We start from the raw sequence: 14,555 nt of genomic DNA on the forward strand, positions 1-14,555 counted from the left end.
GTTTGAACTCTTCTGTAAATTCTCGCTGCTTCAATTCCAAGTCTCCTGTCAGTCTTATCTAACAGAAGCCCTCCACTTTTGAAGGGGAAGTCCAACGCTGTTACGCATGATAGCGGGACTGGAGTCGATCACTGACGGTGAAGTTTCGATCGATTCCAAGGTTGTGAACCGGCTGCCCCCGCGCGAGCGCGACGTGGCAATGGTTTTCCAGTCATATGCGCTTTACCCACATATGACCGTTGGTGAAAATATGGGCTTTTCGCTCAAGCTTGCAAAACAGCCGAAAGCAGAGATAGAGCGCCGGGTGGGACTCGCAGCCGAGATTCTCGATCTTCAGCCGCTTCTCGATCGTAAACCGGCGCAGTTGTCGGGGGGGCAACGTCAGCGGGTTGCGATGGGGCGATCGATCGTACGTGATCCGAAAGTGTTTCTATTTGATGAGCCACTTTCTAACCTTGATGCTAAACTGCGCGTTCAGATGCGAAGTGAGATCAAAGGACTTCACAAGCGACTTCGCACCACCATTGTCTACGTCACACATGATCAGGTTGAAGCCATGACCATGGCGGACAGGATCGTCGTCATGAATGCCGGCGTAATAGAGCAGATCGGTACACCAATGGAACTCTACGGTGAACCGCAAAGCCTTTTTGTTGCCGGTTTTATCGGCTCTCCCGCGATGAACTTTCTGACCGGAACAATTGACGGCGTTTCCGGCAAATTTGTCTCAGAACGCGGCACAGAGATAATTTTGCCGGCAGCTGCAGCTCATGAGAAGCGCTCTGCGATTCTGGGTATCCGCCCGGAGGATCTTCTTTTAGGTAACGCCGGTGCTGTGGTGGTCGAGGGCAAGGTTGCTCTGGTCGAACCCATGGGTGCCGATACGCTGATCACTCTCGAGCTGGCAGGTGATACCTTGCTTGTGTTGCTGCGCGAGCAAGCAAGTATAGATTCGGGACAAACCATTCAACTGTCTGTTGAAGCCAACAAGCTTCACTTCTTCGACCCGGCAAACGGAAAGCGGCTCTAGATACATGGGGCAGCGAAGACATCAACTCGGCGGCATTGACGACGTAACGATATCGAATGGCCGCTTATCGGCCCGCATTCTTTCCTTTGGAGCAAGCCTTGCCGATCTGCGGCTTGCGGGCGTTGAATGGCCACTGGTTCTCGGATTCAAGAGCCCGGAGGCTTATATCAAACATGGTCTTTACTTCGGGGCAGTAATTGGACGCTATGCAAATCGCATTGCGAATGCCCGTACCCAGATCAAAGGGGAAACTGTCATTCTGGATCAAAATGATGGCCCGCACCATCTTCACGGCGGTCGTGCCAGCCTCGCCAGACGCCGCTGGAAGCTCCATGAAAGACGCGACAGCGCAGTCGTGTTCAAGATATCGAGCCCGGATGGAGAAGGAGGCTATCCCGGCAAGCTATGGGCAAGTGCGATATACAGCATCGTGGAACAAACCACACTGCGGCTCGACCTTGTGGCGGAATGCGATCGTCCTTCGCCCGTCAATCTTTGCCATCATCCTTATTTCAATCTCGCCGGAGGCGGTAGTATTTCCGAGCACAGCGTCATAATTCGCTCAGATCATGTCCTCCCATCGGACGATGAACTCATACCGACGGGAGAATTACTTCCGACAGTTGATACTCAATATGATCTTAGATCCAAATGCCGAATGGCCGAACTATGGAAGAAGCGTCCATTCTTTAACAATACCTATTGTCGACCGCAGACAGGTCACGGGCTCTGGAACGCCGCACGGCTGGAGTGCGGTTCGATTGCGATGGATGTTGCAACCGATCAGCCGGGAATACATTTCTATGATGGTTACAAGGTGGCAACAACCGTGTCGGGACACGGAGGATGTATGTACGGTTCGAGACAGGGGTTATGCCTTGAAGGACAAAACTGGCCTGACAGTCCGAACCGTCCGGATTTCCCTGAAGCAATTTTGTTGCCCGGCGAGGTTTATCGGCGGCGTGTAGAGTATAGGTTCAGCCGGTTGTCCAAAATTATTCAATGACGGACAGGTACCCCGCCGGCACAGGGTCGGCAGCAGGTGGGGAGGTTTGCCAGGATGTAAAGCCGCTATCGACGACGACATTGGCCCCCGTCATGTAAGAGGGTGCATTCGATGCCAGGAAGCGGATGACGCCGCTATACTCGTCCACCTCGGCCTGGCGGCCAAGCGGAACAGATTCAAGAAAGGCGTCGATAAACTCCTTGTCTGCCGTTGGTTTCTGCGAAACGGATTTCTGTCTCATCGTCACTTCCTTTGCGTGAGCTATGATGAGCCAAAATCCTCCCTTATCCGTTAAACCCCACCTGTTTCAAAGGCGCTGAGACGGAACAGTGTCTGCGGTCGGATTAAATTAGACAGCACATTTAAAACCTGAGACTTGCCTTGGCGGAGAACATGTGGCTCTCGAGGTTTTCCCGGAACTCGCCCTCATAGGCGGCTTCGAAGGTGAAGCGGTCATCGGCAAAGGCCGTCACCGAAAGCCGGCCGATAAAGGCATCGGCGCCGATATCCGCGCCCGCGACATCGAAATCGCTTCCGAAAATGCCGAGCGTCGATGAACGGCCGGTATCGCCGTAATCATGCCGCCAGCCGGCGCTGATTGCCGGCAGAAGCCGTACGCCATTGTCGAAGCTGATATCCCTGGAAAGCGCGACCGCCAGCGTGGTCTGGGTTTCGTCGAACGTCTCCGAGGGAATGGCGAGCGCGAAGCTGCTGCCGCTTTCCTGCATGCTGTCACGGTGAAACGCGCGGTAACCGAGCGTCGCCGAGGGCGTCAGCGTAAACGCGTCCATGTCAAGGTCCGAGAACGCCGCGGCCTCGATGAACCCGCCGGTGCCATGGCCGCTGGCGGACGCCGTGGCCGAATATGCGCCAAGCGCGGTGATCCGGCTGGTCGACAGATTGCCGTAGCTAAGGCCGGCGCGGCCGGCAAAGGTCATCATGCCGGCATTGATGCTGCCGTAGAGCGCCGCCTGATAGGTGCCGACATCGCCGGAGCCGTTGGCGCTCGCGGACACATCGGCATATTCATAGGAGGCGGCGACGCCGGCAACGCCCTGGCCGAACCGCCAGTCATACCCGAAGACCCCGTTGCCGCCGGAGACGTCGTAGCCCGAAAGGCCGTTTGCCGAACCGACGCTGGTCGAGAGCGAATTGCCGCTCGCCCAGAGCGTTCCCTCGCCGGCGGAGCGATCGCCCGTTCCGGCAAGACCGTTCGTCAGCTGCATTTGTCTCGTGCCGACGGCATCCGCGAACCGGCCGACGGCGCGCACCGCGGTCGTTCCGATTTCGGCATGCAATTGTCCGGTCATCGACGGAAGACCGGCGGCCAGCGCATCGAGATCGGCCGCATAGAGCGTGTTATAGGCATCGTTATAGGCGGCCTCCGGACGCACGCCCGCTGCCGGCCGCGCCATGTCGATCGCGGTCCCAAGCGCGGTTTCGTTTACCGTGCCGGCAATGCCGAGGGCGGCGAGATCGCCATAGCGTTCCGGCGTTGCCGCCAGCGACAATGCATTGTCGAAATAGAGCACATCGAAACGCGTGTTTGCCGCAAGGCCCGAAACCGGCTGGGCGAGACTGTCGAAACTGCCCGCAACGCTGCCGTCCGGAGCCGAAACGAAGGTGAAGAGCTCACCCGGCTGGGGTGTGAAGCTGTTGGTCGCCGACCCTGAAATGCCGCGCAGCTGCGGGGCAAGCGTGCCGCCCGCGGTGAACACATTGCCGCTGCCGGCAAGGATCAGGCGGTCAAAATTGCCGGCGCCGTTGCCTGTCCCGGTCCCGTCGATCTCGATCGTCGCGACAGCAGAAGAATTGAGCGTGACATCACCGTAGACGGTCAGCGTTCCGGGCGAATTACCCGGCGACAATTCGCCGGAGACATCGATGTCGCCCCTCACGACGCCGACGCCGCCGAGCGTGCCCGTGCTGGCGACCGTCAGAACCGGCGTTGCCAGCGCGCCATCCACCGACAGCAACCCGCCGGTGACCGAACTGCCCTTCTTGAAGGCCGCGGCGCTGGCGATCTCGAGCGTGCCGCTGCCCTGCTTTTCCAGGCTGCCGTCGCTTTCGAAGGAAACGAGCCAGGTCTTGTCGCCATTATCTGCGCCAACGGTGTAGACCCCGTCCCCGCTCATGCCGACCGGCCCCACGGAAAGCGCTCGATCAAGCCGTATCAGGCCCCAGCCATAGACCGGGTCGATACCTTCAGTGCCAAGATCCTCAGTCGTCATGAACAGGATATTGACGATCTGGGCCGGAGAGAAGGTCGGGTATGCCTCCGTCAGCACGGCCACGGCGCCCGAGACATTCGGCGCAGCCATTGATGTTCCGCTGTAGGATGCGTAACTGCCCATATCCTCAGGAACCGTGGAATAGATGCCGCTGTCGGTATAGGTGGGCTGGCCGCCGCCGGGCGCAGCAACGCACCATTGCATGGCCACTCCACAGTGATTGGAATAACCTGCTATTTGGTTATAGGCATCAAGGGCAACAACGACGATAATTCGCCCGCGCTCGATCCCGTCGGCTTTCTCGGCCGCCGCCAGCGCTTCGGCAGACGTAAAGCTCAGATCGAGTCCGGCGCCATGATCATCATAGATCAGGTCGCCTGCAGAATTGGTCGCGCCCTGGTTCTTCGGCTGAATGAAGGGGAAAAGGCCGCCGCCGGCCGGGTTTTCCGCGTAGATCGGGGCGTCGAGCATGTCATTGCCCGCCGCCACAACGAGGATCTGACCAGCATCCATATTGGCCCTGAGAGCCTCGGCTTCGCTCATCACGTCGGACGGGTCGTCGATATCCCAACTCGTCGCCCCAACTTCGGCATCCGGGCCATAGCTCATATTGATGACGGCGATATCGTCAAACTGGGAAAGATATCGACTGGCATCCGTTGCAGGATCCCGCATGTTCCCTGAGACGGTATTGCAAGTCTTGTAGATCGTATCCGGGCCGCAGGCCTCCAGATCGTCGATATCGGCTATTTTGTGGACCCCGCCGCCGAGGTCGACCGTCACAGAATCGTCCGGACCGGTGATTGCCTTGACCGCCAGGATCGTCGCCTCCGGTGCGACGCCTTCCATGCCGAAACCATTCTGTCCGGCCCCGATAATACCGGAAACATGGGTGCCGTGGCCATCAATGTCAGTAGAGTCCGTCAAACCCTGCCGAAATCCCGCTTCATATTCCGCAAGCGTAAGAATCTCGCCCTTGAGTTCCTTGTCGAACCAGTACAGATAGGATTTAGATCGCTGGTCGAAGCGACCGACAAATTCAGGGTGAATGGTACCGTCTGGCCGCACATCAATGCCGGTGTCGATAACGCCGACAATAACATTCTTGCCGGTAAAGCCAAGTTCGCGCGCTGTCTTGGCATGAATGCCATCAAGCGAATAGTTGCGTTGAAACTCGCTGAGTGCGCTCTTGGGAATGTCTGGATTGCCGCCGGGATAGGGCAGAGATTGCGTGACTGGCCCCGGGGTGTCCGGCGAATGCGTCAGCGACCGGGACGGATAGATGTCCGCCAGATAGCGCCCGGTATCGACCGCACGCACGATGTTTTGCGCAAGAGCCGGGCGAAGCCCGATAGCCGTTGCTTCAATCTGCGTGGCGCGCTCGGGCGTCAGTCGCGTGTTTTCCGCAATGCTGGCAAGGAAGGAGGTCGTGCCGTGATCGGCGGCCTGACCAAGCGCATCCTCAATGGCCGATGCTGAAAACCAGGACTGCGAGATCGCATCGGCATTATCTTCTTCAGCCTGTGTGGGGTTGACGGCAGGCATTATCAACGCCGAGGCCATCAGAAGTGCGACGGTGCGCCGACGCAGAATCCTACGGCTGCAAACCTTTGAAGCAGTACTAACAGACATTCTATTCCCCCTGTTTGTTACGAAATACCGCCCTTCAAAAATGTGGCGTTCACCTAACATTTCGCGAAAGCGAGCATCACGTGCTTAAACCACACACCACTTGTCGCGCCTTCGGTAAAGTGCGCGCAGATAGCCTGGTCTCCCTCCGTTCGAGGGTTGGTGATTGCCCATTAACCGTGCATCAATTTCGCAGGAACTGGCGACCTGTATAACCAGCTTCCACAATATGTTCTGTTCTCCGGAAAACGACGAATACCGCTGCCCGACTTGATCGTTTTTGACTAAAGGAATGCAGACAGCTTGTATCGCCCGCTCGTCCACAATGATGTGCCGAACGTACTGAAATGGTTTTCAATCAACTGGAATCCGGATCGCGTCAGACGCCTGCGAACCATTCGGACCAGCTATGTCCGGTCGAGGCGGAGGAAGCCGCGGGGATCGCTGCAGTCCGGGATTGCCGTCTGGCATCGCCCGGCGTCATACCATATCGGCGACGGAAAGCCCGAATAAAGGCGCTTTCGGACTGAAACCCCACCGAAGCGGCGATTGCATTATTGTTGAGCGGCAGCACCCGCGGATCGGTGAGTTTCTGATGGGCTGCGGCCAGTCGCCGTTGTCGCACGAAAGCGGCAACGCCGCCATAGGGTTCAAAGTGGCGATAAAGCCGGGTTCGCGAGATGCCGAAGCGCGACGCGATGTCATCGACAGACAGATTTTCGCTCTCGAGGTTGGCATCAATATGCCGACGCACCTCCTGGAGCACACCTTGCCGCAACAGAGCTTGCTGTTCGCGCGTAAGATCTCTGCCGCTGTTTATGACGGCGGCAAGAAAATGAACCAGCGCCGAGAAAACATTTGGACCATCTTCGATCCTGATCGAAGGTGCCATTCGATAGACATCAAGAACATGTTTGCAGAACAGTCGGGCAAGCGGCGTTTCACCCCGAACACGCCGATAATGGAGCCCATCAGCATCGTGCAGCAACGGAGCAAGCTGCTCGCGCGGCACGGCAAGCGCCATGAGATCAAAATTCTCATTGACGGTGTCAAGTGGCTCGGTATTGTCAAAGATGCAAACATCGCCGGTATCCAGAATGACATCACCACCAGACATGCGGGCATGGCACCGTCCCTTGCGGAATATCTGGATCATATAGTTGTCAATGCCATCCCGGCCAATCTGCTCGCGGCTGCGCGAGAAGGCCTGTTGAACGCTCGCACAACGCCCCAGCGTACCCATGCCGAACAGAAAACCATCCACTTCGACATGAAATGGATTACGGGACGGATCATCGAGTGTTGGCACATAGAGCTGGCTCATGGCCTCCCGCCAGCGGCCATAATCAGTGCTCGAAAAAAAATCGCGTGGAATTATATCCGAACTGACCGGCTGGTTTCTTGTCCTTTCCGTCAAACAGCTTCTCCCCGTAGCTATTGGATGAGCGAAACTCGTACCCTCTTACACAGTTTGCTGAAATATGCTTTCGAGCACAAGGCTTGTGACGGCAGGGTTCCAGCAGCTTCGGGCAGCGTTTATCGTTCCGGGTTGCTGATCGATAATGTCAACAAGGCAGTTGCAGCTCCATAATTCAAAGCCTCCACGCCCGTCAGAGTCAGGCCAAGAAGGGGCCTCTGACCGCCTGCCTGGGCGTGGCGCCTTGTCGTGAAGCCGCCATTTTTTGCCAAAAGCCGCCTTAAAGTGAAAATCAAACCGAATTGGTAATGGTAGTCAGGGATGCGTGCCGATCGAGCCAATGGCGACGGCAAGAAATAATCCTCAGGGATGACAGTTTCCGCGAACCTTTTCCAATAGAATCTCGGCCAGCTAAAGCATCGACCCGAAAATCGGAATCGATTTTCGGGTCGATGCGTCGATTCAATAGGTTAGCGCGATGCGTAAGGGTTTAAGTGCCTCAGCGACTCCAAACGAAGTCGCTGTTCGTCTCCGGATCGATTCCGGTTACGCTTTTAGAAACTGAGGCTTGCTTTGGCCGAGAAGACATGGCTTTGCAGGTTTTCGCGCAACTCGCCTTCATAGGCGGCCTCGAAGGAAAACCGGTCGGTTGCCCTGGCCGTCAAAGCAGCACGTCCGACAAAGGCATCGGCGCCGATATCGGCCCCTGTTGCGTCAAAACGACCGCCGAAGATTGCGAGCTCGGACGTGCGGCTGACATCGCCATAATCGTGGCGCCAGCCAAGGCTGAGCAGAGGCTCAAGCCGCAGGCCGCCGTCGAAGGCAATATCTTTCGAAAAGGCTATGGCAAGCGTGGTCTGGGTTTCTTCAAAAGTTTCAGAGGGCAGTGCAAGACCAAGCTTGCTGCCGGTCTCTTTCATGCTATCACGGTGAAAGGCCCTGTAACCGAATGTTGCCGAGGGCGTCAGCGTCAAGGCGTTGGTTTCAAACGAACGGAATGCCGAGGCTTCGATAAACCCGCCCGTGCCATGGCCGCTGGCGCTTGCTGTGGCGCGGTAGGAACCAAGCGTCGTTTCGCGGCTGGTCGAAAGATCGCCGTAGGAAAAGCCAGCGCGTGCGGCAAGGGCCATCATGCCGGTGTCGAATGTGCCGTAAAGCGCGCCCTGATAGGTTCCGATATTGCCGGAACCGTTGGCATTGGCGGAAACATCGGCATATTCGTATGATGCCGCGACACCGGCAATGCCCTCGCTGAACTGCCAGTCGAGACCGAAAACACCGTTATTGGCCGTCGTATCATAACCGGAAAGGCCGCCCGATGTGCCGACATCGGTTGAGGCCGTATTGCCGGAAACCCAGGCCCGTCCGGTGCCATAGCCCGTCTCATTGGTTGAAAGCCAGTCGGCCGCCAGATCCATTTGCCGCGCACCGATTGCATCGGCAAAGCGACCAACAGCGCGAACGGCTGTCGTGCCCATTTCTGCATGCAGCTGACCGGTCATGGAAGGCATGCCCGCTGCCAGTTCATCAAGGTTTGCGGCATAAAGGGTATTGTAACCGCCATTATAGGCCGCATCCGGACGAACACCGGCTGCCGGTCGCGCCGCATCAATGGCGCGGCCCAGTGCTTTCTCGTTGATGCCGGTGGAAATGCCGAACGCTTCGAGATCAGCAAACTGTTCCGGCGTTGCCGCCAGAGACAGGGCATTGTCCCAGTAAAGAACATCAAAGCGTGTGCCTGCAGGCAGACCGGCTGAAGGCTGGACGAGCGTGTCGAAGCTGCCGGTCACGCTGCCATCAGGCGCGGAGACGAATGTAAAGAGTTCGCCCGACTGAGGGACGAATGTATTGGTTGCCGAACCGGCAATGCCGCGCAGCTCAGGGGCCAGCGTGCCGCCTGCGGTAAAGGTGTTGCCGCTGCCGGAAAGGACGATGCGGTCATAATTGCCCGCACCGTTCTGCGTTCCGGTTCCGTCCACTTCGATTGTCGTTGTGGCGGTTGCGTTCAAGGTCACATCGCCGGAAACCGTCAGCGTGCCGGGTGAACTGCCGGGGGATAGCCGGCCGGAAACATTGATGTCGGAAACAATGAAGCCTGTACCGCCAAGCGTGCCGTTTTCGCCGATCATGAATGACGGGCCGGTCAGTGACCCGTCGACGGCCAGAAGACCGCCATCAACCGACCCGCCTTTCCTGAACGTGGCGTCCCCGGCAACGGCCAGCGTTCCGGTGCCTTCCTTTTCCAGACTGCCGTCACTTTCAAAGGAGACGATCCATGTGGTGTCGGCATCATCCGCACCGACGGTGTAGGCCCCGTCTCCCGTCATGCCGACAGGGCCAACCGACAGGGCGCGATCAAGCCGGACAAGGCCCCAGCCATATATCTCGTCAACGCCAGACGCGCCAAGGTCCTCAGCGGTCATGAACAGAATTTTGACGATTTCTGCAGGGGTGAATGTCGGATAGGCCTCGGTCAGAACCGCGACTGCACCGGAAACGTTCGGTGCGGCCATTGAGGTGCCACTCAGGTTTCCATAACTTCCGTCGTCGACCGGAATGGTCGAATAGATGCCGCTGTCACTGCCCGAAGGCTGGCCACCACCGGGCGCGGCAACGCACCACTCTTTTGCCACACCGCATTTGTTGGAATAGCTGGCGATCCGGTTATAGGCATCGAGTGCGACGACAACGACAATCCGCCCGCGGGCAATACCGTCCTGTTTTTCCGCCGCTGCCAATGCTTCCGCCGAGGTGAAGCTCAGATCCAGTCCGGTGCCATGATCGTCATAAACAAGGTTACCTGAAGAATTCGTTACCCCTTCATTGTTCGGCTGGATGAACGGGTACAGGCCACCACCAAGCGGATTCTCCGCCACGATGGGGGCGGATTTTGGATAATCGCCGGCAGAATTCCCGGCCGCGATGACAAGAATCTGGCCTGAGTCCAGGTTGGAGCGCATCGCTTGCGCCGTGGCCAAGATGTTTGGTTGATTCTCGAGGACAAGATTCCAGGTTTTTGCACCGGGCTCGACGCTCGGCCCATAGCTCATGTTGATGACCTTAACATCGGAAAACTGTGCAAGGTAACGGCTTGCGTTGATCTCGGGAGCCAAATACGGGTTGATCTTTTCAGGATCTGCGAACGGTCCTGCGACGGCTTTGCACACATCGTTCAAAACGTCTGCGCCGCACCACTCAAGTGTTCTGATGTCGAATATCTCATAGGTCCCATCGCCCATATCAACTTTTACGGCGCCGTGTGCTCCGGTAATCGCCTTGGCGGATACGATGGTTGAATCGGGCGCCACGCCTTCCATACCGAAGCCATTGTGACCGGCGCCGATGATACCGGAGACATGTGTTCCGTGATCGACAAGCGCTTCCGTATCTGTGGGCCCCTGAACAAAGCCTTTCTTAAACTCTTCGATCGTCAAGGTTTGTCCATCCAGAGACTTATCGAACCAGTGAACATAACTTGTAGAACGCGGATCAACCCTGCCTTCGAACTCGGGATGAACGGTTCCGTCGGGGCTGCGGTCAATGCCGCTATCGATCACACCGACAACAACACCCTTGCCGGTCAGGCCTCTTTCACGTGCAGCTTCTGCTCGAATGGCATCGAGCGAGTAATTGCGTTGATCTTCGCTGAGCGCGCTTTTCGGAATATCCGGGTTGCCGCCAGGATAGGGCAGGGCACCCGCATAGGCTCTTGCCGAGGAGGCGCTTTCGCCTGAAAATGACGACGACGGGTAAAGACTGGCCAGATGCTGCCCGGACTGAACGGCGCGCATAATACTCTGCGCAAGATCAGGCCGCAGCGCAGTTGCACTTTCGCTGATCATCTCAGCACGCTCCGGCGTCAACCGGGTATTCTCAACGATGCTCGCCAGAAAGGACTGCCGTCCATAACCCTCGGCTTGTTCGAGCGCACTGGATATCGCATCATCGGAGAGTATTTCCGAAATCGCTGCTGGTTGGGATGATTCTTCCGCGAAGGCTAAAACCGCCATAGATGGAACCGCAACCATAGCTGTTGTTAATAGAAGGCCCAGAGAAAGAGATGCACGTTTATCTGATTGGCGCTTCGAATTGAACAGGCCGAGTGCCATATGAATTCACCTAAATATCCGGTTTTATTGCGGTTTCCAAATCTAAAGATCAATGCCAAAGCACATATTGCAAAGCCTGCCTTTACAGTTGGCGCTCACCTCGCGCTCTTTGCATCGATATGGTGTGTTTTGCCGCAGCAGTAATTCTCACCATTAAACGAACCTGATTTCTTTTTAGAATAAGAACAGGATGCTGTATCGCCCGCACGTCCCAAATGATGTGCTGAATGTACTGGAATGTTTTTCGCTCATGCGGAATCGCGAACCGCTTTAAACGTTCGTGAGCTTTTCAGTAAGCGGTTTTTCGGTCACACCTTGTCAGCATAGTTCCATGAAAGCAGCGCATTGATGCGGCTCTGCTTATGACCATTGAGGATAGCGGTGATCGTTGTCGTCACGTATGAGAGTCGACGATGTGACGGATACGCTGAATATTGCACTGGCCGCACCGGCGTTGTCACGTTAAGTTTGGCAGGCTGAGAAGGGCCGGGGTTTCACGAATTTTCAGGCGATGCAGGCCGCGATTTTCCATGCGTCGAACGCTTCGAGACGATGGTAGCGAATTGTTTGTGCAGCACGGCGGTGGGATGGCACTGACAAGCAATTGCGAATAGCCGAGTGCATGGAAACGAACCGTTGCAGCGTTCCCGGCGACCGATAGCCTTGCATTGTTCGTTCTCGCTTTCGAAACGGCAAGTGACTGTTTTCGGCTCGATTTTTGAGACCCTTGTGCGACCAGTGGTCGAGACTGGGGCCATGTCCGCCTTTGCTGCGCCGTAGGAGCGCAGCTTATCGGTGATGATCCGTTTGGGAACAAAGCAATAGCGCTTCATTCACGCCACCAACAGGCACCTGGCTGCCCTCTTGTCGCGGCACCTCTGCAAAATCTCTTCGAGAACGAAGCCATGCTGATCGGGTAACGGCAATACCAGCGCACTGCCCACAAATTCACCTCACCCTGAACATGACGCCAATTGAAATCGCCCATCAGACACCTCGGAGAAAATTGTCGGCATGGCTTTCGACCATCAATGGATTTTTTGCGACAAAGCCATCTGAAGAGGTGCCTGCCGCCAGAAAACTTTGCCAAACTGGCTTCTTTCGTGCTTTTCACATTGCATCGCAGGCTGTACCGTCTCGGTGTTCCGGAAAGCCTATTCCGTGGCAGGTACGGATCTTACTTCAAAAGGTTTGTCTCTATGATTTCATCAGCCTCGTTTTCGCTTTGGGACCGTCAACCTCTCGTTCGGCAGATGGCGGAATGTAATCCGATGTCGGGCAATCCACTGAAGAGCAGGGCGGACTTGCAGGATGCGGTGATGGCGTTGTTCAGGCCGCTTCAGCCATGGTATTCTGAAGGAAGTGCAAGGCTGCGCCTTTCCGTATCGGCGGCCCACTATGATGATACGGCTGCCGAAATGGAGGCCTTTGTCCGGCCTTTGTGGGGTATCGTTCCGCTCGTGACAGGAAATTACTCCTTTCCGGAAACGAAGTTGTTCACCGAAGGTCTTGCTCATGGGATGGACCCCAATCACCAAGAATTCTGGGGCGAGCCCGACGATTTCGACCAGCGTCTGGTCGAGACGGCAGGCATTGCGCTGGCGCTTCTGCTTGCGCCGGAAACCTTCTGGGCACCTCTGCCTGAACCTGCCAAGGACAAGGTGGAACGCTGGCTGTTGCAGATCAATGAACGGGAGGTACCGGACAATAACTGGCTGTTTTTCCGCGTTCTGGTCAATCTCGGCCTCAGGAATGTCGGACGGCAATGGTCCGAAGAGGCCGTGCGCGCAGCGCTTGAGCGCATCGAGACCTATTATCTCGGCGACGGTTATTACCGGGACGGCAAATGGGGTCACCGCGACTATTATCTGCCAATGGCGCTTCATTTCTACGGTCTGATGATCGCCAAATGCGCCGGCGATGTCTTCCCCGAATATGCCGGGCGCTACCGGGAGCGCGCCCGGCTTTTCGCGCAGGATTTCCAGCACTGGTTTGCCGATGACGGTGCGGCCGTGCCCTATGGTCGCTCGCTGACCTATCGCTTTGCCGAGGGTGCGTTCTGGGCGGCCTGCGCCTTTGCGGATGAAGAGGTCCTGCCCTGGGGGCGGGTGAAAGGCCTGCTTCTGCGGCATCTGCGGTGGTGGTCGAAAATGCCGATTGCCGACCGGGACGGTGTCCTGTCTGTCGGCTACGCCTATCCGAACCTGCTGATGTCGGAATCCTACAATGCGCCCGGCTCGCCCTATTGGGGCCTGAAGATATTCCTCGTGCTCGCGCTTGATGAGAGCCATCCGTTCTGGGCTGCGGAGGAAGAACCACCGGAGGCCTTACCCGGCGGTCGTGTGTTCGCGCCGTCGGCCGGTTTTGCGATGCGCCGTGCGCCCGGTGACGCGGTGATGCTGACCGGCGGCCAGGATGGACGTGAACATCGTCTCCACGATGCCAAATACGCCCGTTTCGCCTATTCGTCGGCTTTCGGCTTTTCGGTGCAGTGCGATATGACGTCGCCGGACCGTCCCGACTGCAGCGCGGTCGACAGCGGCATTGCCATCTCGCGTGACGGCCGGACCTATATCTCCCGCGCGGTGATCACCGAAGAGGGGGCCGACCGGGGCATGGTCTGGGGCGTCTGGCAGCCGGATGACCGGCTCAGAATTGAAAGCTGGATGGATTTTGCCGGCGAGGGCTGGCATGTGCGCCTCCATCGTATCGATACGATGGACCGGCTGTTTCTCAGTGAAAGCGGGTTTTCCGTCGATCGCACGGGCGAAGACAAGCCGGGCTTTGGCGATGGCCTTTCCGCTGTCACCGGGTGCGCCCGTGTCGCCACGCCGACACAGACGACGGCGATTGTCGATCTTTCAAGCGCGCGGGCCGGCGAGATCATCCGTGCCGCGCCCAACACCAATATCCGCTTTCCGAGAACGCTGTTTCCGCGCCTTTTCGGTGAACTGCCGGCGGGCGAGCACTTCATCGCCACGGCGGTTTACGGCGTGACGAAGCGTGTGGACACGCTGCCGCCGGTTTCTGTGCCGGACACGATCAGGGCGTTTTGTGCGGAAAACGGGGTGAAACTGCAGGACTGAGCGCATTTTTTGCCGGGAGCCGATGTTCCCGGTTCCCGCGCGTGCAT

6 protein-coding genes and 3 pseudogenes are annotated in these 14,555 nt (G+C 57.3%); 3 read left to right on the forward strand and 6 right to left on the reverse strand.

Features of this window, described 5'->3' with window-relative positions; genetic code table 11:
- Positions 1–85: 85 nt before the first annotated feature.
- Both EDC90_RS17750 and EDC90_RS17755 read left to right on the forward strand, forming a co-directional pair.
- Positions 86–1,030: pseudogene (locus tag EDC90_RS17750) on the forward strand (ABC transporter ATP-binding protein); the annotation flags it as partial.
- A gap of 4 nt (positions 1,031–1,034) precedes the next feature.
- Complete coding sequence (locus tag EDC90_RS17755) at positions 1,035–2,036, forward strand: aldose epimerase family protein (RefSeq protein WP_132313891.1); 1,002 nt, start codon at positions 1,035–1,037, stop codon at positions 2,034–2,036.
- Here the strand turns inward: EDC90_RS17755 and EDC90_RS17760 are convergent.
- From EDC90_RS17760 to EDC90_RS17785, 6 genes and pseudogenes are all read right to left on the reverse strand, one after another.
- On the reverse strand, positions 2,026–2,277 hold the full coding sequence (locus EDC90_RS17760) for an SDR family oxidoreductase (RefSeq protein WP_132313892.1): 252 nt from the start codon (positions 2,275–2,277) through the stop codon (positions 2,026–2,028). The genes EDC90_RS17755 and EDC90_RS17760 overlap by 11 nt on opposite strands.
- Before the next feature lie 121 nt (positions 2,278–2,398).
- Positions 2,399–5,899 carry a S8 family serine peptidase gene (locus tag EDC90_RS21450; protein WP_281015415.1) on the reverse strand — a complete coding sequence of 1,167 codons (3,501 nt, stop codon included), beginning with the start codon at positions 5,897–5,899 and terminating at the stop codon, positions 2,399–2,401.
- A gap of 376 nt (positions 5,900–6,275) precedes the next feature.
- Positions 6,276–7,220: a helix-turn-helix domain-containing protein gene (locus EDC90_RS17770; RefSeq protein WP_132313893.1), complete on the reverse strand. Its 945-nt coding sequence runs from the start codon at positions 7,218–7,220 to the stop codon at positions 6,276–6,278.
- A 647-nt stretch (positions 7,221–7,867) separates the two neighbouring features.
- On the reverse strand, positions 7,868–11,323 hold the full coding sequence (locus EDC90_RS21455) for a S8 family serine peptidase (protein WP_165972886.1): 3,456 nt from the start codon (positions 11,321–11,323) through the stop codon (positions 7,868–7,870).
- Positions 11,324–11,926: 603 nt separating this feature from the next.
- Positions 11,927–12,336 (reverse strand): annotated as a pseudogene (locus EDC90_RS17780) (DDE-type integrase/transposase/recombinase); the annotation flags it as partial.
- Positions 12,330–12,410, reverse strand: a pseudogene (locus tag EDC90_RS17785) (IS6 family transposase); the annotation flags it as partial. The pseudogenes EDC90_RS17785 and EDC90_RS17780, both read right to left, overlap by 7 nt.
- A 211-nt stretch (positions 12,411–12,621) precedes the next feature.
- On the opposite strand from EDC90_RS17785, the gene EDC90_RS17790 reads away from it, so the two are divergent.
- Positions 12,622–14,508, forward strand: coding sequence for a DUF2264 domain-containing protein (locus EDC90_RS17790; RefSeq protein ID WP_165972887.1), 1,887 nt, complete (start codon positions 12,622–12,624; stop codon positions 14,506–14,508).
- Positions 14,509–14,555: the final 47 nt, after the last annotated feature.

Source organism: Martelella mediterranea (genome assembly GCF_004342225.1).
Classification (GTDB): domain Bacteria; phylum Pseudomonadota; class Alphaproteobacteria; order Rhizobiales; family Rhizobiaceae; genus Martelella; species Martelella mediterranea_B.